Source organism: Paenibacillus sp. ov031 (genome assembly GCF_900143165.1).
Lineage (GTDB): Bacteria > Bacillota > Bacilli > Paenibacillales > Paenibacillaceae > Paenibacillus > Paenibacillus marchantiae.
Genome location: NZ_FRDO01000004.1, coordinates 310,517 through 333,910, shown reverse-complemented (window position 1 = coordinate 333,910; position 23,394 = coordinate 310,517). Strand labels below are relative to the sequence as shown.

The window sequence follows — 23,394 nt, the reverse complement described above, 5'->3', positions numbered from 1 at the left end:
CTGCTTTGTCATTATTCAGTGTTTAGGTTTTTTTTTAACCTTCATTACACATAAAAGGAGCAAAACACAATGGATAAACAACAATTGTCCAAGGATATTCTGAAGCTTGTTGGTGGCGAAGAGAACATCGATCAAGTCACACACTGTATGACAAGACTCCGGTTTAACCTGAATGACAACAAAAAAGCGGACAAAGCGACGCTGAAAAATACACCTGGCGTTATGGGCGTTATGGAGAATGGCGGACAGTTCCAGGTCATTATCGGGAACGATGTGCCCGTTGTGTATAATGCACTTGTAGGCAACATGTCCAAATCCCCGAATGCAGACGCTGGATCAACCGGTACTTCGACTGGGGTTAAGAAAAAGAGAAATCCAGTAAGTGCATTGTTCGACTTTATTTCCGGAATATTCACGCCGATTCTGCCAGCGATTACAGGTGCCGGTATGATCAAAGGGATCGTGGCAATCCTGGTAGCTGTAGGTTGGTTGTCTGATACCAGTTCAACTTATATCATTTTATCTGCTATCGGTGATGGTGCATTCTACTTCCTGCCGATCATTCTGGCGATCAGTGCTGCACGTAAGCTCGGTAGCAATATGTATATTGCTGCAGCGTTGGCAGCGGGGATTATGCATCCGACGATTACAGCCTTGCTTGCCAATGGTGACACCACATTTGTGGGCATTAAGGTTATAGCAGCAACCTATTCTTCTACGGTTATTCCAATTATTCTCGCAATCTGGATTGCTTCCTATGTAGAGAAAGCGGTTGATCGTGTTACACATGCTTCACTTAAGCTTCTGATTGTTCCAACGGTTACCCTGTTAATTATGGTTCCTCTGACCTTGATGACAGTTGGACCATTGGGTACAGTGCTCGGTAATGGTTTGTCAGGTGGTATTTCCTGGTTGTTCGACAATATGTCTATATTCGCAAGTATCTTGATTGGTGGTACGATGTCACTTCTGATCATTACGGGTATGCACTATGCACTGCTGCCGATCATTGTTGGTTCGATGACATCACTCGGTTACGATTTTATTATTCCACTGATGTTTGCAGCTAACTTGGCACAAGGTGGTGCAGCATTTGGTGTTGGTCTTAGATCGAAAAATGGTAAAACTAAATCGCTTGCTTATTCCACAGGTCTTACGGCTATTATGGGGATTACGGAACCGGCAATGTACGGGATCAATATGAAGTTCAAAAAACCATTTATTGCTGCCCTGATCGGTGGAGCTGTTGCAGGTGGATTCATGGGGATCGTCAATGTTAAAGCTTATGTACTTACAGGTCTAGTGGGTCTGCCAAGTATTGCAGCATTTATCAGTCCGGCAATTAGCACGTTACTCTACGCTCTGGCTGGGGGTTTGATTGCCATCGTAGCAGCAGCAGTACTGACGTACATCCTTGGTTTCCAAGAAGACAATGCTCCACAATCGGCTGAAGCTACGCCAGCTGCTGAGCCTACAACACCAGCAGCAACGACTTCTGCTTCCGCAATAACTGCTATCGAAGAAACTAAAGCACTGGATCAAGAAGTATTTAGCCCAATTACTGGTGAAGTTAAATCACTGAGCGAAGTTCCAGACCCTGCATTCTCCGAAGAGATTATGGGTAGAGGGTTTGCGATTCAGCCGTCGGAAGGCCGTGTGGTTTCTCCAATTAACGGTACAGTATTCTCGTTGTCGAAGAGTGGACATGCCATTGGTCTCGTTAGTGATGACGGCGCTGAAATGCTGATTCACATCGGGATTGATACCGTGAAACTGAAAGGTCAATTCTTCTCCCCTAAAGTTCAAGCAGGAGCGAAGGTTGCCGTTGGTGATGTACTGATGGAATTCGACAGAGAAGAAATCGAAAAAGCCGGTTACACAACGATTACGCCGGTCATCATTACGAACATGTATCAATATAATTCAATTGAGTCTGCCGGACGTACAACGATTAAGGAAAAAGAATTGTTGTTCACGGCAAAAGCTTAACGAACATCAAAAAGCAGCAGTCTTTCCGGATGAAATTATTCCGGCAAGGCTGCTGCTTTTTAGTATATGGACGATATTCTTCATGGCTGATATTTGCTGGACACTACACCGAGCGAGAAGGCAGCAGCTCCTGAACCAATTGTACAAAGTGCTGCGCGGGCTTGGAAAGATGACGATTGCGATGCCACACAAGCGCAGAATCTACGTTAGATTGCGCATCTTGAATACGATAGATATGGAACGGATGCTCATGATAAAGCTGAAGAACCGTATGGGGCACGATGGAGCTTGCAAAACCGAGTCGCACAAGTTCCAACAACATGTTAATATCCGAGCATTCGCCCGCAATCGAAGGGTTCACGTGATGCTCACGGAATTTCTGTAATATCAGTTCGAACATCCCGAGTCCTTCAGTGCTAGGAAGCAAGAGAGGGATATCGGCCAGCTTTTGAAAATAAATCCCGCGCTCATCCGCTGACTTCAGTGGTGTGGAGGAAATATAGAAGAGAGCTTCCTGCGGTAGATGCAGCACTTCATATTGCTCTGTTTTGACAGGCATCCGTACACAGGCAAGCTCAATTTTGCCTTCACCCAAGAGCTGGCAGAGCTGTGCAGATTCATTTTGCTGAATTTTATAAGTCACCTGAGGGTGTGTTGTCCGAAACTGCTGGAGCGCCTGTGGGATCAAACGATCTGAAATGGTATTAATGCCAAGCGACAGCTTGCCCCGAATGCCATACCTGAAGCTTTGCATCTCCATGACGGCTTCTTCCATATATTTGGTCATTGTGACCGCATAATCATAGAAGCTTCGACCCGCCTGTGTCAGCTCCATGCTGCGTCCTTTGCGTTCAAACAAAGCCACGCCGAGCTCGTCTTCCATCAGCTTGAGCTGCTGGCTTAAAGGAGGCTGAGCCATGTGTAATCTGCGCGCTGCCGCCGTGATCTGTCTCTCCTCGGCAATCGCGATGAAATAGCGACATTGTTTGATATCCACGTGTGTTCTCCTTATTTGCAGCGATATGATTTTCATATGGGAAACCAACAAAACATGTATTTTTATTATACTTACATCCTATGTTACCATACATAAGATTTAAACACTGCAAATCACACATGTCGATTATGATCTATCGAATATATGCCGTGAGGATGACGACGAATTGGAGGGTGAAGGTGCGATGCTGAAAACAATACATGCAGCTGCTGAAGCTGGACATACAGATGATGTGCTGCGGTTTATCGCACAAGGAACCGGAGTGAATGACCGGGATGCGCGAGGACGGACACCTCTGATGGCCGCGGTACATGGCAACAAGCCAGAGACGGCAAGTATGCTTATTGAAGCGGGAGCGGATGTGAACATCCAGGATCAACGACTGGACAACATGCTGCTGTATGCCAGTGCGGAAGGTTTGCGTAAAATGGTCGAACTGGCTATAAAAGCAGGTGCCGATACCCAGATTACGAATCGGTTTGGGGGCACAGCTCTGATTCCTGCTTCAGATCGAGGTCATGTCGATATTGTGGAGATCCTTCTGAAATGCACGGATGTGGATGTGAACCATATCAACAATCTGGGCTGGACAGCTTTGCTGGAAGCGGTCATTCTGGGGGATGGCGGCACTCGCCATCAGCAGATCGTAGCATTGCTTTTGCAATATGGTGCCGATCCTTCCATTGCTGACCGGGACGGCGTTACAGCATTTGCGCATGCCCGGAGGCATCATTATAAAGAAATGGAGCGAATGTTAACCCAATCATGAACAGACATCAAGAGCAATCTTTGCAAAATAATTTAAAGGGTGCGTCATCGCTTGCATTGGCAGGTATTCAGTGGTTTTTCTTCCTGTTTACCAACACAGTGGTGGTGCCGTTATCCATCGGACACAATTTTCAGCTTTCACCGGAGGCCATTGCTGCGTCGATGCAGCATGCCTTTTTGCTTACCGGGGCTGTGTGTATATTACAGGCGTTCTTTGGCCATCGTTATGCCGTGATGGATGGTCCCTCGGGGTTATGGTGGGGGCTGACGCTAAGCTTAACGGCCTCGGCTTCATCGGCAGGAATGAGTTTGGAACGTATTGGGGGAGGACTGGCTGCGGGTTTCCTGTTAGCTGGGCTGACGATGATGATCCTTGGCGGGCTTGGAGCGGCGCATGTGCTTCAGAAGCTGTTCACACCAATGGTCAAGAGTGCGATGTTATTTCTGATGACGATTCAATTGACCATGAATTTCTTCAAAGGCATGGTTGGATACACCGAGTTTGGCACATTCAACCTGCCTGTAGCGGCGTTGTCCGTTGCTATTGCGTTTCTTGTGGCCTTAATCCAGCTTAAGGGAAAAGGCAAGCTTGGCAACTATTCCATCCTGATTGGCATCGTGACGGGGTGGATTGCCTACAGTTTTGTGTTCCCTGGACAGCATGCAGGAGCATCAGGTCAACAGGATTTAAACCTGTTTTCCTGGTTTCCATGGGGGACGCCGAAGTGGGAACCGGGAATCGTCATCACAGCTTTTTTTGTTGGGCTGGTGAATATGACGAACTCCATCACCACATTAAGCTCCGTCGAAAAAATATATGGAGTGCAAACGACCAGCCAACAATATAAACGATCGTACATGCTCACGGGACTATTCACCATGTTATCTGCGTGTGTAGGTGTACTGCCGTTCGGATTATTTGCTTCTTCAATCGGATTCCTGGAGAGCACCCGCATTCTGAAACGGGCTGCGTTTGTTGTTGGAGCAGGCATGTTATGTATATTGGGACTTACACCTTCCGTGACAGCCTTTTTCGCACAAATCCCTCCCAGTGTAGGGAGCGCCGTTCTATTTGTAGCCTATTTGCAAATGTTCGGTACAGCCCTAAGAACACTTGAAGGCACCACCTTTAATTCCAAAACCATCTATCGTGTGGCACTGCCTGTTCTTACAGGTGTTGCTGTAATGAACATCCCTGCTGAAGCGTTTCATGCTCTGCCCATGTATCTCATTCCGATCATTAGCAATGGGCTTGTCATTGGGGTTGTGGTGTCACTTTTGCTCGAAACCACAGTGGATTGGTCCAAGATGGACAATACTACGACTGCTACCAAAGCAGCCTGAAAATTTAAAATATTGAAACAGTCCGGTTCACCGGGCTGTTTTTTTTGTTAGATTCGTGCTTCCCGGGTTACTTCACCATAATTTTGCCTTGCCCCGCAAGCATTCTCATTTCTCTGGATAAACGCTCATGATTGCCTTGCTGGATCTCCAGCTGTACGCCGTAGTGCCATTGGTTATTTTCTTCTTTGCCCCAGCGCAGCGTTCCTTCCAAATACAAGGGGTCTTCAAAAAGCAACAAGTTCATGCCGATTCGGATGTTATTGGACTCCACATGCAGATTTAACGGAAATGAAAGCTGACAGCCCGATCGGCTGATATCGCATAATTCCGCTTGAATGGGTTTGGGTGGTGCTGAGGCGCCGTTAATGCTGAGTATAAAAATTTCGAACATTATCGGTTCCTTTAAAGTATAGCGAAAAGGTTCTCTTCTAAGGTTGATAGCCATGGTTTCCTCCACAAAATCAAAAAAAGTCAGTTATGATTATATCGTCATTTTTGCTAAAAAAATGAAGAGAATAACCTTGTTTGCTAACACCTTAATTCTTCACATGTATAACATGAACCTAGTTAACTCTTGAGTACCTTTAACCTGTGTGCCGGGCTTGATATAATGGTTAAATATGGTTCTAATAATCTCGCCTGCGGATCAAAAGGGGATGGAGCGGATCAAATTGCGTCATTTTTCTTAAGAATTTCAGGAGAAATGAATCGATTGGGAACCGGAAGTGTGCAACAAACGGTTGATCAACTGCGTGAATAGAGTTCAAGAATTGAACAATATCATCCAAATACTGTGCGTCCATTAGTTTTCGTGGCGAGAACAAGGCCGTTGCATAGGTTTTGAACGTAGAATGTACCAGTGAAGAGGGCAGCATCGAATGATCAGCATCCGGTAGTTTGGTTACACTGAGCAGTGATTGTGGAATCATCTGACGATACACGCGCTCTGTCTCTTGAACATCGACATTTATATCTTGACCTCCAAGCACGAGATGAACAGGGCTATGAAACGAAACGAGCCCATCTGTGGCATCTGATTCCACATTGTTGACGATAAACGTCCAACGCTCCTTGGAAATGAGTTGGTCCTTATTAGCTATGAGTTTATATTCATCATAGGTGGCCTTGTTTCGAATCAGCTGCAGAACCTGGTCATTATAGAGCTGCCTTGCAGTGATCTCTTCCTCGGTATATCCCTTCTGGAGCATTTCCTGCTGGGTGTTGTATCTGCCCTGTGTAATCCAGTTGATGGCGGGGGAAACCAAAATGCTAAATGCAATATCCGGATCTTGTTTCACGATGTTTGGAATGACCCATCCAGCCTGGCTGGCACCCCACAAACCAATTCGATCTTGATCAATAGAGGGTTCTTTTCTGGCCCATTCAATGGCGGTTAAGACATCCTGTGCACGATCCTCCATGGTTTGGTCAAGCCAGTTTCCCGAGGAACCGCCAACACCACGTTTATCCAACGAGAGGGAGGCATACCCCGCCATGGCAAGCTTTTCCCACAAAGGTCGATACCCACCGTCATAACTGGCATTAATCGGACCATCACCATGTACAAAAACGACAAGGCCAACCTTATCTGAATGCTGTTTGGGCAGTGTGAGTATACCCGTTAATTGTCCATATGAGGTTGGAATGGAGATGCGTGTTTCTTTCATGTTGAATGTGTTCTGAATGAGCAGCCAAGACACAATAGCCAGAATGATGATTGTTACACCGATCAGCCATTTGAAAACTGAGGTCGTAAATAATCTTAGTCTAGGGGGCTGTTGTTTAAACACTGAAATGCCTCCTGTATGTTAGAGATAGGGATCATCATGAAAATCCATTCAGGTTCACGGAACAGGAATTTTCGGGAAATGCTGTTGTGTGATGATTCCACTCTGAAGTTCAATTGTTGGTAAAGACGAATGGCTTGTGTGTTGCTGCTGGATACGTGCAAAGATATATATTTACAATGGAGATGTTGGTTTGCAAACTGCTGAGCAGTAATCAGCAACTGTCTGGCAATCCCACGCTTTCGGTGACTTGAAGCTACAGCCAAATGCTCAATATAACATTCGTGTGGACTTGGCTTATATTCCAGGGCAATCATTCCGACCATAAACATGCAGACATTGCGTAGTCCGTATTGCTTGCAAAGCTTACGGAGTGGAATGTGATGGATCTCCTTTTTTATCTGTAGGGGGTTTTTGAGGCACCATTTCAGGCATAGAACCCCGACAACCTGGTTTCCATCCATTGCAATGAACTGCCTATCGGAGGGTGAGTTTCCCTGATCAATCCATATAGCGCCAAGCAAGTCAACTATTTCCGTTGGGGCGAGCCGAACAAGAGCCTCAAACTTGGTTGCAAAAGAATGGACTATTAATTTTCGGACAGCCAGTTGATGTTGATTTTGATCATCATAGTCCACAATTTGAATTGGAGTCGTGAGGTTCATAATGGGTTCCTTTCTTTCACTTTAGGAGGAGTGACCTCAATTCTGGCCTGAATCTCATAGTGTAATTGATCAGTTCCTAACATGGAGAGATAGGACTTTTCAATCAAGATTATAGGGTCTACCAGCACGTAAGTGGCTTGAAATGCATATTCCTTAAGGTGATGAATTTCCTGGGCAATATTTTCTTCGGATGTCACTGTGAATGATCTGGTTAGATATAACCCTTTTTCAACAAAAGAATCGCTGGTAGCATTAGAAAACGGAACACAGACTGCAACCTGGTCTAAGGTATACAAGTAGTGTAAATCAATTTCAAACAATGCAGGTTGATCCGTACGATGCTGATAAAGTGCACGGGCATGCAGAGATTCGTTTGGTTGGATGGTGATCCAAGTGGTGAAATGCCGAACAGGAATTTCCTTTATCTCATATATGGGTATACACTGATCCTGCTGGGATTGGCTGATCCATTCCTGCTGTTCCTGCAATATGCCTTGAATGAATTGTTCCATATGCATTAACGAATCAATCTGTGATTGTACAGCTCGAAGTGAATCGGTTAATAATCGGTTATAGTCATCTGCGGAATAGGAGAGCATGCACTCTTTGATTTGCTGAACAGGGACATTCAACTTGCGCAATAAAAGAATGTGAGAAAGCTGGTAGATCTCATCCATTCCATACATACGGTAGTGGTTGGTATCCACATATGCCGGGAAAAGTATTTCTTTTTCCTCAAAGTATCGAATTTGATGGATTGAAACATGCATTAATTTGGATAATTCGCTAATCGTAATGTATTTGTTCATTAAGCTGGCTCCTGTCTGCTTGAATGGAATAGTTCCACTATAAACCTTAGGTCTGACCTAGGGTCAAGGTGTTTATTTTGATTTAGAAAGGAGAGATAGAATGAACGGGAAATTTCAGATCTTCACGGATACGGCAGCATTGTGCCTGTACGATCTGGGGACGTTAAAACATCGTGTTGGAGACACACAGGACTGGTGGTCTATTGCGGAAGATGAACTGACAGAGGTAAATGCAGGCAACTGTTTGTTTCTGAATCTGGGTGAAGATGGACAGTATGAGGTGACATGGAGTCTGGATGATGCGGGGAAGGAACTGGAGAATGCAAAGGTATACCATCTACTTGTCCCTTCCGGTAACGTGTATCTGGGGGCAGCGGAGGATGTCACTGGGGGCGAGCTAGAACCCGATGAGTCTTGCGGTGGTGTGTTGCTCCAGATGGAGCCCGGAAATTATGCGTGCGCGATATCGAGGGACAACAACCAAATATGGATTAACATCAAATCCAGTCTGCAAAGCGAAAATAGTTTGAATGACTTGATCCGAATTTGACGTTATAGGTACAACGCGATGGAAGGAGGCCTACAGACATGCACAATCCCCAGTTGGAACGCATACAGGGAAAGTTGAACAAACTCCAGACTCTGGACCCGAAGCGGAATCTGTTTGGGGCAGAGAATCATCAATATGAGATGGCTCCGGTATGGACATTGGACGAAATTAAAGCTTTTGAACAGAAATGGAAGATAGCGCTGCCTGAAGAGTATCAAGCTTTTTTGCTTGGGATTGGAAGTGGTGGTACAGGTCCTTATTATGGGCTGGAAAAGCCGGAGAACGGCATATATTTGGTGATGGATTATGATGATGAGTTGAATGCAATTTCTGAGCCGTTTCCACATGTGGAATCCTGGAATTGGGATGTGGACTGGTACGACGACAGCAAAGAAGAGGACGAGTGGGCAGCGCTTGAACATGAGTATTATGATCCGAAATGGTCGGCAGGGATGCTGCGAATCAGTGATTTTGGATGTGGCGTCTCGCTCAATCTGATCGTGAAGGGATTGTCCTACGGAGAGATCTGGACCGATGATCGAGCGAACAGTAATGGAATTTATCCGGATCATTATATGGGCAACGCGGAGCGGCTGGGTTTTCTCGACTGGTATGAATTGTGGCTGGACCGCTCGATCAATGAATTGAATGAGCAAGAGTAGTAGCCTTTAGCTAACTTTTGATTAAAGGAGGTACCATGTGGGCTGGGAATATGGCATCAGAACAACAAATCCTGTCATTTTGCCTCGGATTGTGAAGCGACTGGCGGAGTCCTTAACCTTCTCAGACTTGTATAAGTTGGAGCATTATGAAGATGGGTTTGCGTTGCTTCAGGAGGGTTCGCCCTGGCCTGAAGCTCTACAAGTCTCGATTGAAGTGGCATCGGGAATGAATGAGATTGTAGAGGGAGAGTTATACATATATTGTCTGTTTCATGTAGGAGGTGAATTCGCAGCAAACTGGCTAAGGCAGATGGGAGCAGCTACGAATCAGGATGACGCTGAGCTGGAATGGTTTGAACTTTAAATAATGATGCGGAAATCAATACAAGAGCTTCCTCCTCAGGATTAGGCGGGGCTTTTTTGTGATGAAAAATAAATAAAAAACGGTTTGGCTTGTTCATCCGTCTTAAACCACAGAAAGAGAGAGAAGGAGGGGATTGCAGGGTGGAAACCAAAGCCGAGATGAAAAAGATGCTGTTTGTACAGAGCGAAGACGAGACGGCATTTGTCCAATCCATCATGGAGCATCAGGACACGCTGATCTCCATTGCCTACAGTTACCTGCGTAATCGTCACGATGCGCTCGAAGCGGTGCAGGAGATGACATGCCGGGCCTGGATCAAGCGTCGCTCTCTGAAAAATGAGAAGGCGTTCAAATCGTGGATTATACGTATTCTGATCTATGTGTGCATTGATGAACAAAGGCGTCGCAAACGGGCAACACCACTGCCGAGCGAAGGGTTGGAGGAGGCGATATCCGAGTCTGTCAGTGCAGGATGCAGCGACAATAGACTTGCGATGTGGTCCATGCTTGAGAAAATCAAACCCAAATATCGCCATGTACTTCTGCTGAAATACTATAACGACATGACGTCAATTGAGATTGCCTCCATTCTTGGCAAACCGGAGGGCACCATCAAGACCTGGCAGCATAAAGGGTTGGAACTGTTACGGAAACAGATGAAGAACAGGGGGGATTGGCATGACAACTAGTCCGGAGGAACAGGCACTTTTCGCAGATGCTTCCCAGGCTAAGCTGGAGAGACAACAATTGAATCCAGCGGATGCGGCCTTTGCCATTCAGCGAGGTCTGGCAAAGGCCAGAACCCGGCGAATGACAGGTCATGTGCAATTAAAGTGGATTACGGCTGTGCTCGTAACCGCTCTGGCAGCCGGTTGGCTGCTGCTGGGTCCGCTTGGCGGTTCTACACCACAACAGGCAATGTACAGCCAGCCTGCACAGAATTGGGGAGTTCTTGAACCTTTTCGGGAGTTGGCTGGAAAAGATGTAGACGGAAACACGATTACATCTGCAATTAACAATGGTTATGTACAGCTCGTGAATCGTTCTGTGAAATCAGGAATATATCAATTAACCGTCAATGCTGTGATGGCGGATGAAAACAAGATGATTGTATTGTATACAGCCCAGACGGATGCTTCCCAGGAGATATATTCGGTTCCCAAAACGAGTATGGTCAATGGCATGACGAACCAATCACTTGGCAATGGCGGTATAAGCAGTCTGTATAGCTCCAATGGAAAGTATACACTTTATGGACGTAGCACCGTTGAAATGGATGGGAATACACCGCTTCCTGGACAAGTGAAGTTCAATTTTCGCATTTCATCTGTAGTTCCTGATCTGCTGACTGACACGAATAAGGTTAAAAAAGATACCAAATACCAATTTTCGAAACCGATGGAAGTGAGCTTCGATCTGGACCCTAAATTTTCGGTGCCCAAGACCGAGAAGATCAAACTTAATCAGTTATTTACGATTGGCGGTCATGAGGTAATGTTATCTGAAGCAGAGGTATCTCCACTTGTGACACGGGTAAGATTTATCTATGAACCTAATCAAAAGATTGATTATAAAACCAAACTCTCTGTCAGTGATGTGGTCAACCCTACCGAGATTGTATCCACCACCAAGGACAGGCAGGAGACCTTGTTGTCCCGTGTGTCAGGTAACGGGACGGAAGATGGGATGATCTATTCCTTCAGTAGTAATCTGCTGGATGCCCCCCAATCTCTGGTATTAAAACTTCACGGTGAACCCGGCAAAGTTTACGATGATTTGCAAGAAGCCGAGAAACACAAGCTGGAACTGAAAATCAAATAGGATTCAAAGGAAGGGCGATACAAATTCATGGTTTTTGCAGATGACTTTGTGTCGTCTTTTCATTTTTCTTATACGGGGACTGCTGTTGCAAAAAAATAAAAATAATGGTTAAATTGCAATTTTTGTATTGTCACATCTGATGTTACACGATATAATCAACTTGTCTTGCAGGATAAAATTATAAAGGATGGTGAAATTTTGAAGAAATTTTCGATTCTTTTACTCGCTGTAACACTGTTATTATTGACAGTCTCCACGGTCTCTACGGCACCCGCTACATATGGTGCGGCCAGTTATCCCAACACAGGCACCAATGGTTTAACGGGTTTTGCCGGTAACGCCAAAAATGAGAGTGGTGTATCCAAATCAGCCACGACAGGTGGTAAGAACGGTCAGGTCATCTACATCAGCAATCTGAACGATCTGCGAACACATATGGCAGGCACAACAGCTAAAATACTGGTTATTGAACAAAATATTTCTTCCTCTACCTTGCAGAAAGTCGAATTTGGATCGAACAAAACTTTGGTAGGCTCTTTTGATAAACACACACTGACGAACATTCATTTCAGATCGACGTCCAGCTCAAGCAATGTCATTTTTCAGAATCTGACTTTTGAACACGCTTCCAATATTAATGCTAACGACGATATCCAGATGTATATTACTTCAGGCTCCAACTACTGGATCGATCACGTGACGTTCTCCGGCCATAGCTACAGCTCGAGCGGAAGTGATCTGGACAAGCTCTTGTATATTGGGGATCGTGCAGATTATATAACGATCAGCAATTCCAAATTTGCAAACCACAAATACGGAATTATTCTCGGATACCCGAATGATGGCAACAGCAGCTATAATGGTGTACCTCATGTAACGATGGCTAATAACTATTTTGAAAACCTGTATGTACGTGGTCCTGGTCTCATGAGATACGGTTATTTCCATATCAAAAACAATTACGCGAACAACTTTAACCAGGCGATTACCATTGGCGAGAAAGCACGCATTTATTCTGAAAACAATTATTTCGGTGCAGGCGCTGAAAAAGGCGGCATTCTGGATGATAAAGGAAACGGGGAATTTACGGATACAGGCAGCACACCTGCGTTAAGCAGTCCATCCTCTCCTCAAACGAGTTGGAGACCGAGCTCCAACTACAGCTATGAAGTACAGACAGCCAGTTATGCCCGCGAGTTTGTCACCAAGTATGCAGGTTCGTCTAACAACACACTTGTGTTCGGGAAATAAAAGGTAGCTGATCTTCTTAACATGTGAAAGCCCGTATCCCTGATGCGGGTTTTTACTATTTTTTTACTATGGAGAAAACCAAATAAAATTCCTGAAATATAAGTACATATTATATTCCTTCATATATTAAAAATTTATAATAAAATTCCGATATACATTAAGTGTGTTTTCATGTTTATGAAGACCTAATGTACTATAACAAAGCCCTAGGACTTTGCGATTTATTCATAAGCAAGGACCAAAGACTGATAAAAGATAGTACAGAAATGTTTCACCATCGTATTTAATTGATAAAAAGGACGGGAAATTCATGAATCGTTATGACGAAATCATCTGGAAAAGGAACAAGCTGATCTGTATCATCCTGTGGGTTATTGTTGCCATCGGTTTTGGTATGGCCTTTCTGGAACCCAAGCTGCTTGTTTCGAGTGGGGTAGCTATTTTATTCACCGGTTGGGTAACGTACGCCAATATCAAAAAGAAGTATATTCATGTGATCCCGTGGCTTTGTACACTCCTGATTACGGTTTGTGGAGTCTATGCAGGCTGGGGAAGTGTTAACATCACTTTAAGTCTGGTCATCACTTCAGTATTGTTGCTCTATCCCGACAAGAAACTGTTCACTACCGGATTTTTCGTGTTGTTTATCATCAGTATTATTCAGGTCGTTCTGGTGGAGACAAAGAGCTCCGAGGAATTTATTGGCCATATTGTTGATGTAGGATTGTTTGCGCTTACGGGAGCCATTCTGATGCTGGTTTCCCAGTTGAATCAAAGACTCTTTTGGGATAGCGAAGCGCGTTGGCAAGAAGTAGAGCATTCCAAAATGAGAGTGGAAACAATGCTTGTAAGGGTCAAAGAATCTGTAGAGGGCCTATCTCGTTATACGGATCAACTGAAGCAAAAAGTAACCGACACCGGCTCCATTACCCATGAAGTAACGCTTGGATTCAGCGAGGTGGCCAAAGGGGTTGAATTCCAGGCCACCAGTGTGGCTGAAATTTCAGAGTCCTTGTCCTTGTCGGATCAGCATATCCGCGATGTTGCTTCCTACTCACTTCAGATGAAAGAACTGTCAGCCAGCATGGCAACGAGCACGGAAACAGGCAGTGCGCAGATGGATCAACTGAATGTTCAGATGCAGGAGCTGTATGAAACGATTAATACCACAGCCGATGATATGAGTAAGTTTAACGAGGAAAGTGAGTCCATGTCGCTAATGCTGAACAGCATCTTGGATATTGCGAACCAGACGAATCTGCTTGCGCTCAATGCAGCGATTGAAGCAGCCCGTGCAGGTGAACATGGACGTGGGTTTGCAGTCGTTTCGGAGGAAGTTCGCAAGCTGGCAGAACACTCCGGCCATTCGGCCAGTGATATTGCTGCTATTTTGTCCCGTTTGAGAGGACAGACACAGGCGTTGACGGATCGGTTTGGGCGTATTCGACTCGCTTTGGAAGCAGGAAAAGACAGTGTGCAAACGGCAGAAGAAGTTTTCCGTACGATCAACAGCAATTCTCAGCAAGTATTGAATCAGGCCGCAGATATCGAGAGTAGTTCAGTCACCATGAGGGAATCCTCTACGAAAGTGGTTAATGAGGTTTCAGAAATTTCAAGTGTGACTCAGGAATCGAGTGCTGCTACGGAAGAAATTCTTGCCAGTATGGAGGAACAGCGCAACCTGACCGAGAAGATGGTGGACAGCTTCGGAGAACTGGAGCAACTGATTGTGGACCTGAACGAGTTGGTATCGGATAAGGACGAAGTAGGTTCTGCAACGGGTACGCTGTAAAATACTTAGGCTGAAGCTAGCCTACTGCATCGGAGTCACCTGATTACACCAATTTTATATTCGAAGTTCAGTTACTGAGCCTGTCTCCAACCATGATGTGGGGGCAGGCTTTTTTTGTTTTTAGATGGCTTATCTCTCCGCCCGTTTTCAACGAAACAATTGTGGATGCTCATCCAGGCCCACTATAATGGGAGGAATAGGAATTTGTAAAAAAACAATTGATGGCAGGAAGTTTGGGTAATTGGGGGAGCAGAACGTGAAGAATGCAGTAATGGAAAAAAAGATGGATAGCCGCGATCTTACAGATCCAGCGAAGAATCAAAGACGCGATAGTCGCGTTCGTTTCTATGATCTGAATTCGCTCCAAGATATGGACTGGCCTAACACCGAGGATGGCAGATATGCAAGAGCATATTTGGAACCCATGATGTTGCAAGGGACACGGGACTTCATTATAAATGTAAACACAACCTTACTCATTGCTCGAATTGACGATCTAGTGCTTCCGTTGACGGTAAATGATGCAGAGTATGAAAATTCTTACGTTTGTTCACCTTATACGCATTATGTGAGGTATGCCAAGCAGGAGTTGACGATGCTTCGGAAACCGTTGCTGGAAAAGGGGCTTTTCGCGCTGCTTAGTGTGGTGGGGTGTGGAATGCGGCAATCACAAATAAACAAGGTTGTACATATCAACAACTGGCTGTTATCAACAAACCTGTATCCAGCCATGTCCGGAGAGCAGGCTGTTTGTCTGCTTGCAGCAGTAAGGGAACGTTATCCTGAGCATGCCGTCATATTTCGCTCCTTGTGCCCAGGGCTTCACTCCGATCTGACGGGAGAACTGAAGCAAGCAGGCTGTCAACTAATTCCGAGCCGGCAAATCTATCTATACCAGGCGAATGATCCGAATTTCGGCAATGCGAAGTCGCGCTGGCTGCTGAAGCGGGATTACGAATTGTTGACCAAGCACGGATATGAATTCGTTTCCGGATCGAATTTGACGGAGGAAGATATTCCGCGAATTGCGGAGCTGTATAGGCTGCTATACCTCGAAAAATACTCTTATGATAATCCGCAATTCAGTGAACAGTTCATTGCGACAGCAAAAGCTTCGGGAACACTGACCTTGTATGGTCTGCGAAAGGAAGGGCGTATAGATGCGATTATGGGATACTTCTGTCGGAATGGGGTGATGACAACGCCGTTATTCGGTTACGATACGGCGCTACCCCAGTCTATCGGACTGTACCGTATGCTATCAGCTTGCCTGATTGGACAGGCCCGTGAGAACGGTCATCTGTTGCATGAGAGTGCTGGTGCTGCGCAGTTCAAACGCAACCGTGGCGCTGTGTCGGATTTCGAGTATTCTGCCGTGTATGAGCGCCATTTGCCAATGAGCAGACGCTGGTGCTGGCTGCTGCTTGAACGGCTTTTGAATCGAGTAGGTGTGCCGCTGATGCGTCGGATGAAGCTGTAAACTTGCACAACAGCGCGCTGACGCCGTCCTATGTGGGGTGCGCGTGTAGGTTTGGCTCCACACACAACAGGTCAGTCATCGTGAAACGTACACTTATTTAGATTCGCCTCAAAAATAATTGCGCCTTAATCATACATGTTCGGCCAACTGCACTTCGAAGCCATCTGGGTCGGCAATGTAAATAAACCTCAGATGCGGATTGGGCTGGACGGGGCCTCGTACAATCGGGATGCCTAATGCGGCGAGTTGCTCCATGGCTTCGTCCAGCGACCTTACCTCATAGCCGATCGAAACACCGGCCTCTGGCTTGAGTGTGGTTTCGCTGCCCTCAATCAGTTCCAGCTTCGTTTCATTTTCTGGTCCGAGCATGGCGATCTGCCGTCCACGGCTTTCGAATCTGCGCTGAATCGGCAGCCCGAGCAAATCGTGGTAGAAGCGGAGCGATGCTTCCAGATCGTGTACCCGCAGTGTGATCCAATTTAGTCTAATCAACATCATGAGCTTCTCCTTTTTTTTGCGCCATATTCATCAACGTTATGCTTATTATACGATAAGCTTGTGCGTGGGCCTACCATACCACGTTACCTTTGCCTATAGAAGTTGCACTTAAAAGTGAAATCGAAAAACTGCCCAAGAATATTCTTGGGCAGTTTGGCTAAGAGTGCCGTTCAATGAGCGGGCAACTTTTTTATTGAATCAGATCAATCGCATCCTGTGACACGAAGGGTCCCCATTATGGGCGTGAAGCATGTGTGTAGAAGTAACGCGAAACAGGATTAGCGACCCATAATATAGAATTCGTAGTGTAAAGGTGTATGTATGATGAAATAGAGAGCTTGATGAGAGAGGTGAGTGACCATGATTGATATTATTGCGCTTCGACGAGACCTTCACGAACATCCCGAGCTGGGATTCACCGAATTTCGTACGGCTACCAAAGTCGTGCAGATGTTAACGGAACTGGGTTACCATGTGGCCTATGGAAAAGATGCGATTGATGACACATCGCGGCGAGGTCTGCCAAACCCTGAAGTGTTGGAAGATGCATATCAGCGTGCCATCCATGAAGGGGCAGATCCAGCGATTGTGCAGCAGATGCGAGGGGGATTTACGGCGGTTGTCGCTGAGTTACAAGGAGAAATGGAAGGGCCAACAACGGCGTTCCGTTTCGATATGGATGCACTTCCGATCCGTGAGAGCAAGTCAGACAAACATATACCACAAGCGGGGAAATTTCGCTCCAGTCATGAAGGCATTATGCACGCTTGCGCGCACGATGGACATACAGCCATTGGGCTTGCACTTGCAGAACGTTTGAGTAACCGAAAGTTCGCCGGGAAGATCCGTCTGCTGTTCCAGCCTGCTGAAGAAGGTGTGCGTGGTGCGTATGCCATGGTCGAAAAAGGCATGCTGGAACAGGTGGACCGTCTGTTCTGCATACATTTGGGTACAGGTGTGCCATCCGGTCATGTCAGAGGGGCGTCTGCTGGATTCCTGGCAACGACCAAGCTGGAAGCCCATTTTACAGGTGTGTCTTCTCATGCAGGAGCTACACCGGAGGAAGGACGGAATGCTTTGCTGGGAGCCTCTACAGCACTCCTTAATATTCATGCGTTGCCTCGGTTTAGCACGGCAGATACACGCATTAATGTGGGTATTCTTGAAGGCGGAACAGGGGCCAATATTATTCCCGAGCACGCACGGATGGTGATTGAAACCCGTTCAACGACAGAAGAAACGAATCGTGAGCTGGAGCGACGGGTGCGTCAGATCATCGAGCACAGCGCGGCGATGCATGAGTTAAGCTCTACGGTTGAAGTCATTGGCGGTGCAGTCCCTATTCACTGTGATATGGAGCTTGCAGAGCTTGCTGTGCAGCAAAGTGAAGGCATCGCAGGATTTACCCATGCGGAGGCTATTTCGGATGGTGCTTCACTCGGAAGTGAGGATGCCAGTTACATGATTCGGCGCGTGCAGGAACAAGGTGGGAAAGCAACGTATATGATTATTGGCAGCGAGCTGCCTGCTCCGCATCACCATCCGGAATTCGATATTGATGAAGCAGTGCTAGCTCCTGCGGTGGAACTGCTGGAGAGATTGGCACGAACGCTCTAGAAAGATATAACTACAACCAAGGAGAGGCTTTCACTTACATATCGGTTAAGGAGGTGAACGCGCTTCAAGGCAGGAGCACGAGCGAACGTACCAATCGCCAGTTGGCTGAAACGACTGCATAAGCTTTGCAGGCACAGCTCAATGGCGGTGGAACCTTGGAGCAGAGTTGGATGAAACATAAACAAGATCAGGGGTTCAAACCTCAAACATTGCAGCAGACGAAATATGGAGCCATTGATGGAAAAACCTATGAACACTACGGTACGCTCGGCTGGTTAGGTGTTCCTTATGCAGCACCTCCGGTAGGTGAATTACGCTGGAAAGCACCGCGTGAACCGGATGCATGGACAGGGACTCGAACCGCCAAGGAATTTGCTGCGTGCAGCTTGCAGTTATCCGGTGAAACGATAGCCGGAAGTGAAGACTCACTGTATCTCAATATTTGGCGTCCGAATACAACCAGTTCGAAGCTTCCGGTTATGGTGTTTCTGCACGGCGGCGGGAATATGACCGGATCAGGCAAGGATTTTCAGGGTGAACAGCTTGCGCGTAACACGAACAGCATTATCATATCGGTGAACTATCGTTTGGGAGCTCTTGGGTTCTTTCAAAGTGCTGCATTGAAAACCGGAAATCCCCTTGATGATTCGGGCAACTATGGCTTGCTTGATGCATTCCGTGCACTGCAGTGGGTACAGGATAATATCGAGGGCTTTGGCGGAGATACAGGCAATGTTACGTTGGCCGGGCAGTCGGCAGGAGCACGTAATGTTCTGGTAGCGTTAATCTCACCGCTAAGCAAAGGGCTATTTCAGAAATTAGCTGCTTTCAGTGGTGGTCTGACCACGGCTGCACCGGAGGAAGGCGAGCAAAAATCCGAGGATGCACTTGTGAAATTGCTCGTGCAAGAGGGTAAAGTGACCTCTATTGAACATGCGAGAACATGGATCGGCAAGCAGTATCAGGCACAGCTGGCCAGCTATTTGCGTGAGTTGCCTGCTGACAAGCTGGTCACTGTATATGGTTCAACGGCGATTCGTATGCAGCCATTCCCACATTTGTTCCGTGACGGTACAGTCATTCCGAAAGAGGGATTCGATGCCATCAACAGCGGTAATTATGCACAAGTTCCTGTTCTGCTGGGCAGTTTGGAAACCGAGTTTTCCAGCTTTGCTTTCGGTGATCCATACTTTGTACCCTCATTTCATTATGAAACTCTGTTTACAGATGAAACCAAGGCCGAACAGTATGCCGCAGCTCTGAAATACGGCAGTGAGGTTTATGCCGGCTTTAATACAGAGCGGGTAGCTGAATTCCTTACGAGTGAAGCGGGACAGCCGCCGGTATACGCCTATCGTTTTGCATGGGGTACACAGCCTGGGGTCATTTCCGAAAGGCTGCAAACATTGCTGGGCGCACCGCATGGCGCGGATATGGACTTTTACACAGGACACGCAGACGGCGTTGCCGCTCTTTTCCCTGAAGGTTATTTTAGTGAACAGAACAAACCAGGCCGTGAGACATTGTCTTCCGCGATGGCAGCATATTTGAAGCAGTTCCTCTATACAGGCAACCCGGGTTGTGGTGGATCATCGGAATTGGCCGAATGGACACCTTGGACAAAAGATGCCAAAGCACCAATTATGCATCTGGACGCAACCGATACGACAGCGGAGATCGGCATGTCTATGCATTATAATGTAGGCAAGGATATCGTAATGGAGAAAATGAAAAAAGAATTGCCAGACGAGACATACAAGTTGCTGACGGAGAAGGTATTTGCCGGACGCTTTTTTTGGGAATAAGTCATGCGAAAGGACACGAGAGAATGATCTCTAGTGTCCTTTTTTAGTTGCGGGCGTATCTCCTCATTCTTCAATGTGAAAATACCATATCTATAGGTGGTTTCTGGATTTTTTTCGTATGTAGAATAGTGATCTCGTCATGGGGCTGGTCTAAAAGCAGAAATTGAGGTAGAATTATTGAGAATTATTCTCAATTAAACAAATCTCTATCTGAGAGTCATGATCAAGTTATAGACGAGGTGAGAACACATGGGTTTCGATTCGTTAGCTGTCGTATACCAGCATTACTTAACGCAGGAACCATTCAGTCAGCAAGATGAAAACACGTACCTGCTCTCTGCTAAAGCGGGCAGTGGCAATATAAAAAGAGTAACCACGTATAGTGGTATCGAAATTGTGTATTCTCAGATTAATTATAGTGAACCGTGCTCTACGTTTTTTGCATCGAATATTCCCATCATTGAGCTGCAATTTGCCTTGTCAGGTGCGCGCTATGTAGACATATCCGGTCAGCAATATACGCTGCCCACTGGACAGGGAGCACTCATTATGATGCGTGATTTTGAAGCCTGGTTCCATCCGCCTGCGCAGGAGAACTATACTTCTTTTGCCATCGGAATTCCGATCTCGTTGTTCAATTATGCGGGCGCACAATTGGCAACGAGCCAGTCCATTCGGTTTCAGGACATTTTGGGACATTGTGTGTTCAAACCCATCATATTTCAGCTGGATCACAGAATTCGAACGATGATTGAAAGTCTGATTGGGGAATTGAACAACCCCTATAGATCTTCCTTAATGATGGAAGCGACCGCATTGGAGATATTGAATCGGTTTATGATTCAGCTGTTTGATCTGGCGCCTATTCCTTCGGGATTTTCCAGAGAGGATATACGGAAGCTGCATACCGCCCGGGAGATTATGGAGGCAAGCATGGTGGACCCTCCATCCCTGCTGGCGTTGTCCAAACAGGTGGGTCTGAATGATTTTAAATTGAAAAAAGGCTTTAAGGCGCTGTTCGGCACTACCGTATTTGAATATTTGCGCCAGATTCGTCTCGACAACGCCATGAAATTGCTGCGCAGTCAAGAGAATAACGTCACTGAGGCAGCGATAGCGGTTGGTTACAGTAACATCAGTGCATTTTCCCAGCAATTCTATCGCAAATTCGGCGTGAAGCCATCGGAAATGAAAAAAATATATTAATAATCCGTCTAACCGTTAATTGTTCCGTATGGAGGCAGTCGAGATTCTCTCAGCCTTGTATACTCCAGGTACAGTGGATACTGTACTGAAAAATAAAGGAGTGTATGAGCGTGAACAGAATCAGAGGAAGTATCTTTTTTAGCGTATTTGCAGCCATGTTGGGTCTTATGCTTATTGCTCCCATTATGCCGCCACTTATTCGTGAGCTGGGGATGAAAGAAAGTCATTCCGGGCTAATTATTTCACTCGGGTCCATCGCCATGGCTGTGATGGGTCCGGTATGGGGCAGATTCAGTGATCTGAAAGGCAGAAAACCAATCATATTGATTGGATTCATAGGCATGTCCATAAGTTGTGCGTTGTTTGCATTGGCGATGTATAGTGGATTAAATGCGTGGATCGGAGGGGGACTTTTGTTAACCCTTCTGATTGTAACGCGGAGCTTGATTGGTATGTTCATTCCGGCAGTGCTATCCTCTTCACAGGCATATATGGGAGATGTGACGGAAGGAGAAGAGCGGGGAAGCGGGATGGCGATTATTAGTGCCGCCAATGGGCTGGGACTTGTATTTGGCCCTGCGATTGCAGGCGCTTTTACCATTATCGGCCTCCTGTGGCCGCTTTACTTTGGTATTTTTATTGCGATAGCGGCTTTTATCATTGCTTTGTTGCTCATTCCTGCTGCCAAGCCGGTCATTCAGGAGAAAGCGCCCAAGGTCAACCCGCTCCAACGCGGGTTGCGTATGTATCTTGCTGCCGGGTTGGTTACGATGATTGGCATTATGACGGTACAGGTTATTGGTGGATTTTATTTCCAGGACCAACTCGCATTATCTCCAGGGGCTACAGCCCGAATGGTCTCGTTTGGACTGATGTTCTCCGGGGCTGCGATGCTGATCATGCAGGTGATCCAGATGAAGTGGTTGAAATGGCAGCCACGGCCGATGATTTTGCTAGGGTCCCTTTTTCTGCTCGCAAGCATGGTATTGTTTCTGATCTCTAGTCAATTGGTTGTCTATTATCTCTCCTTCTTCCTGTTCGGCATGGGCTCGGGTCTGATGATGCCTGGTTTTATGGCCGGGGCTTCTCTTTCGGTCAGCAAAGAACAACAGGGCGGCGCAGCCGGATTGGTTGCTGCGATTCAAGGCATATCTGCCGTGATCACCCCTTTACTCACAACAACGTTGTATCAGGTAGATAAACATATTCCGTTCATGCTGGTAGCCCTGTTGGTTCTAGTCATGGGTGCAGTCATGTTGGGATCGAGAAAAATTCAAACCCATTCCGTTGCCGGGTAAGGTTAAAGACCTAACTGAACCACAACTTTGCGGCATAGAAATGTCGCTGCGAATCCGGCTATCGCGTCCAGTTGCACGCCAATCTGTTCACCCTCGTAAGCGAAGCTGAGCTGCAAGCAGACATTGCTTTCCTCGGCGGGAGAGATGTTCTTAAACTGGACGTCTTCAAAATTAAAGTCGAGGGGCTGTTCCAACCCGTCTGTGGAAGTATGCGTAATCGTCAGGGACAGATTTTCAAACTTATCGCCTTGATCCGCGTTTTGCAGCTTCACATTGGTTAGTTCATCGTAGTGAAAAGGTGGGAAGAACCCCAACGTATCGATCACGTTCTGGGCACCTTCTATGGAGTTGAGTGGTGAGAAGATCATTTCAAACTGCCAGGCTTCCATCAATCGTGACTCATACTGGGGGCTTGTATACAGCAGGATTGAATCAGGTCCACATTTGATTGCCGTTCCAATAAATGCGGCCCAGCCTGCTGTTCCAACCTCACCAACCTTTATCAAAATCTGATCTTGAGCATGCAGCCTTAATTCGCAATCTGAATTGAAGTGTACTCGGTAAGCTGGTACCTTCACCTGCCAAGCCGTATTCGGGGCAAAATAAAATTCCTCCCGCTTCACAGATTTTATACTAACGTTCCATGTCCGCTCCTGATTCATGCAATCCCCTCCGATATACATAAGCTTTG

Annotated in this window: 21 protein-coding genes; 15 read left to right on the top strand and 6 right to left on the bottom strand. The window is 46.3% G+C overall.

Annotation, left to right across the window (positions count from 1 at the left end; genetic code table 11):
* Nucleotides 1–69: 69 nt before the first annotated feature.
* Complete coding sequence (locus BUA17_RS19020; protein ID WP_072734610.1) at nucleotides 70–1,989, top strand: beta-glucoside-specific PTS transporter subunit IIABC; 1,920 nt, start codon at nucleotides 70–72, stop codon at nucleotides 1,987–1,989.
* Nucleotides 1,990–2,092: 103 nt separating this feature from the next.
* Here BUA17_RS19020 and BUA17_RS19015 read toward each other — a convergent pair whose 3' ends face one another.
* Nucleotides 2,093–2,986, bottom strand: a complete 894-nt coding sequence (locus tag BUA17_RS19015; RefSeq protein WP_063565383.1) for a LysR family transcriptional regulator — start codon at nucleotides 2,984–2,986, stop codon at nucleotides 2,093–2,095.
* Nucleotides 2,987–3,170: 184 nt separating this feature from the next.
* Here BUA17_RS19015 and BUA17_RS19010 point away from each other — a divergent pair, with 184 nt between their 5' ends.
* Nucleotides 3,171–3,755: an ankyrin repeat domain-containing protein gene (locus BUA17_RS19010; protein WP_072734793.1), complete on the top strand. Its 585-nt coding sequence runs from the start codon at nucleotides 3,171–3,173 to the stop codon at nucleotides 3,753–3,755.
* Complete coding sequence (locus tag BUA17_RS19005) at nucleotides 3,752–5,098, top strand: uracil/xanthine transporter (RefSeq protein WP_072734609.1); 1,347 nt, start codon at nucleotides 3,752–3,754, stop codon at nucleotides 5,096–5,098. The genes BUA17_RS19010 and BUA17_RS19005 overlap by 4 nt, the downstream gene beginning before the upstream one ends.
* Before the next feature lie 67 nt (nucleotides 5,099–5,165).
* On the opposite strand, the gene BUA17_RS19000 is transcribed toward BUA17_RS19005, so the two are convergent.
* From BUA17_RS19000 to BUA17_RS18985, 3 genes are all read right to left on the bottom strand, one after another.
* On the bottom strand, nucleotides 5,166–5,543 hold the full coding sequence (locus tag BUA17_RS19000) for a PilZ domain-containing protein (RefSeq protein WP_063565385.1): 378 nt from the start codon (nucleotides 5,541–5,543) through the stop codon (nucleotides 5,166–5,168).
* Nucleotides 5,544–5,724: 181 nt separating this feature from the next.
* Nucleotides 5,725–6,888 carry an alpha/beta hydrolase family protein gene (locus tag BUA17_RS18995; protein WP_063565386.1) on the bottom strand — a complete coding sequence of 388 codons (1,164 nt, stop codon included), beginning with the start codon at nucleotides 6,886–6,888 and terminating at the stop codon, nucleotides 5,725–5,727.
* 658 nt (nucleotides 6,889–7,546) lie between these two features.
* Nucleotides 7,547–8,359 carry a MerR family transcriptional regulator gene (locus BUA17_RS18985; RefSeq protein WP_072734608.1) on the bottom strand — a complete coding sequence of 271 codons (813 nt, stop codon included), beginning with the start codon at nucleotides 8,357–8,359 and terminating at the stop codon, nucleotides 7,547–7,549.
* Nucleotides 8,360–8,459: 100 nt separating this feature from the next.
* Between BUA17_RS18985 and BUA17_RS18980 the strand changes: the two genes are divergently transcribed.
* The 8 genes from BUA17_RS18980 to BUA17_RS18945 all read left to right on the top strand — a co-directional run bounded on the left by BUA17_RS18980 (nucleotide 8,460) and on the right by BUA17_RS18945 (nucleotide 16,279).
* The gene (locus BUA17_RS18980) at nucleotides 8,460–8,909 is read left to right on the top strand and encodes a DUF6386 family protein (RefSeq protein WP_072734607.1); all 450 of its coding nucleotides are present in this window, start codon (nucleotides 8,460–8,462) and stop codon (nucleotides 8,907–8,909) included.
* A gap of 38 nt (nucleotides 8,910–8,947) precedes the next feature.
* Nucleotides 8,948–9,571 carry an SMI1/KNR4 family protein gene (locus BUA17_RS18975; RefSeq protein ID WP_063565390.1) on the top strand — a complete coding sequence of 208 codons (624 nt, stop codon included), beginning with the start codon at nucleotides 8,948–8,950 and terminating at the stop codon, nucleotides 9,569–9,571.
* 37 nt (nucleotides 9,572–9,608) lie between these two features.
* The gene (locus BUA17_RS18970; protein WP_072734606.1) at nucleotides 9,609–9,935 is read left to right on the top strand and encodes a hypothetical protein; all 327 of its coding nucleotides are present in this window, start codon (nucleotides 9,609–9,611) and stop codon (nucleotides 9,933–9,935) included.
* A 140-nt stretch (nucleotides 9,936–10,075) separates the two neighbouring features.
* Nucleotides 10,076–10,624 (top strand): RNA polymerase sigma factor, encoded by a 549-nt coding sequence (locus BUA17_RS18965; protein WP_231952419.1) that lies wholly within the window; start codon nucleotides 10,076–10,078, stop codon nucleotides 10,622–10,624.
* Nucleotides 10,614–11,756, top strand: coding sequence for a DUF4179 domain-containing protein (locus tag BUA17_RS18960; RefSeq protein ID WP_072734605.1), 1,143 nt, complete (start codon nucleotides 10,614–10,616; stop codon nucleotides 11,754–11,756). The genes BUA17_RS18965 and BUA17_RS18960 overlap by 11 nt, the downstream gene beginning before the upstream one ends.
* Nucleotides 11,757–11,990: 234 nt before the next feature.
* Nucleotides 11,991–13,007, top strand: a complete 1,017-nt coding sequence (locus BUA17_RS18955; RefSeq protein WP_244552195.1) for a pectate lyase family protein — start codon at nucleotides 11,991–11,993, stop codon at nucleotides 13,005–13,007.
* A 310-nt stretch (nucleotides 13,008–13,317) separates the two neighbouring features.
* On the top strand, nucleotides 13,318–14,799 hold the full coding sequence (locus tag BUA17_RS18950) for a methyl-accepting chemotaxis protein (protein WP_072734603.1): 1,482 nt from the start codon (nucleotides 13,318–13,320) through the stop codon (nucleotides 14,797–14,799).
* 256 nt (nucleotides 14,800–15,055) lie between these two features.
* Nucleotides 15,056–16,279, top strand: a complete 1,224-nt coding sequence (locus tag BUA17_RS18945; RefSeq protein ID WP_083584786.1) for a GNAT family N-acetyltransferase — start codon at nucleotides 15,056–15,058, stop codon at nucleotides 16,277–16,279.
* A 129-nt stretch (nucleotides 16,280–16,408) separates the two neighbouring features.
* Here the strand turns inward: BUA17_RS18945 and BUA17_RS18940 are convergent, their stop codons facing one another.
* On the bottom strand, nucleotides 16,409–16,777 hold the full coding sequence (locus BUA17_RS18940; RefSeq protein WP_244552187.1) for a VOC family protein: 369 nt from the start codon (nucleotides 16,775–16,777) through the stop codon (nucleotides 16,409–16,411).
* 360 nt (nucleotides 16,778–17,137) lie between these two features.
* On the opposite strand from BUA17_RS18940, the gene BUA17_RS18935 reads away from it, so the two are divergent.
* From BUA17_RS18935 to BUA17_RS18920, 4 genes are all read left to right on the top strand, one after another.
* Nucleotides 17,138–18,394, top strand: a complete 1,257-nt coding sequence (locus tag BUA17_RS18935) for an amidohydrolase (RefSeq protein ID WP_072734601.1) — start codon at nucleotides 17,138–17,140, stop codon at nucleotides 18,392–18,394.
* Between the two features lie 170 nt (nucleotides 18,395–18,564).
* Nucleotides 18,565–20,199: a carboxylesterase/lipase family protein gene (locus BUA17_RS18930; protein WP_083584769.1), complete on the top strand. Its 1,635-nt coding sequence runs from the start codon at nucleotides 18,565–18,567 to the stop codon at nucleotides 20,197–20,199.
* A 249-nt stretch (nucleotides 20,200–20,448) separates the two neighbouring features.
* A complete protein-coding gene (locus BUA17_RS18925; protein ID WP_063565397.1) occupies nucleotides 20,449–21,405 on the top strand; it encodes a helix-turn-helix transcriptional regulator in 957 nt (318 codons plus the stop codon).
* Nucleotides 21,406–21,515: 110 nt separating this feature from the next.
* Complete coding sequence (locus BUA17_RS18920) at nucleotides 21,516–22,703, top strand: MFS transporter (RefSeq protein WP_072734600.1); 1,188 nt, start codon at nucleotides 21,516–21,518, stop codon at nucleotides 22,701–22,703.
* Between the two features lie 2 nt (nucleotides 22,704–22,705).
* Here BUA17_RS18920 and BUA17_RS18915 read toward each other — a convergent pair whose 3' ends face one another.
* Nucleotides 22,706–23,365: an Imm50 family immunity protein gene (locus BUA17_RS18915; RefSeq protein ID WP_063565399.1), complete on the bottom strand. Its 660-nt coding sequence runs from the start codon at nucleotides 23,363–23,365 to the stop codon at nucleotides 22,706–22,708.
* Nucleotides 23,366–23,394: the final 29 nt, after the last annotated feature.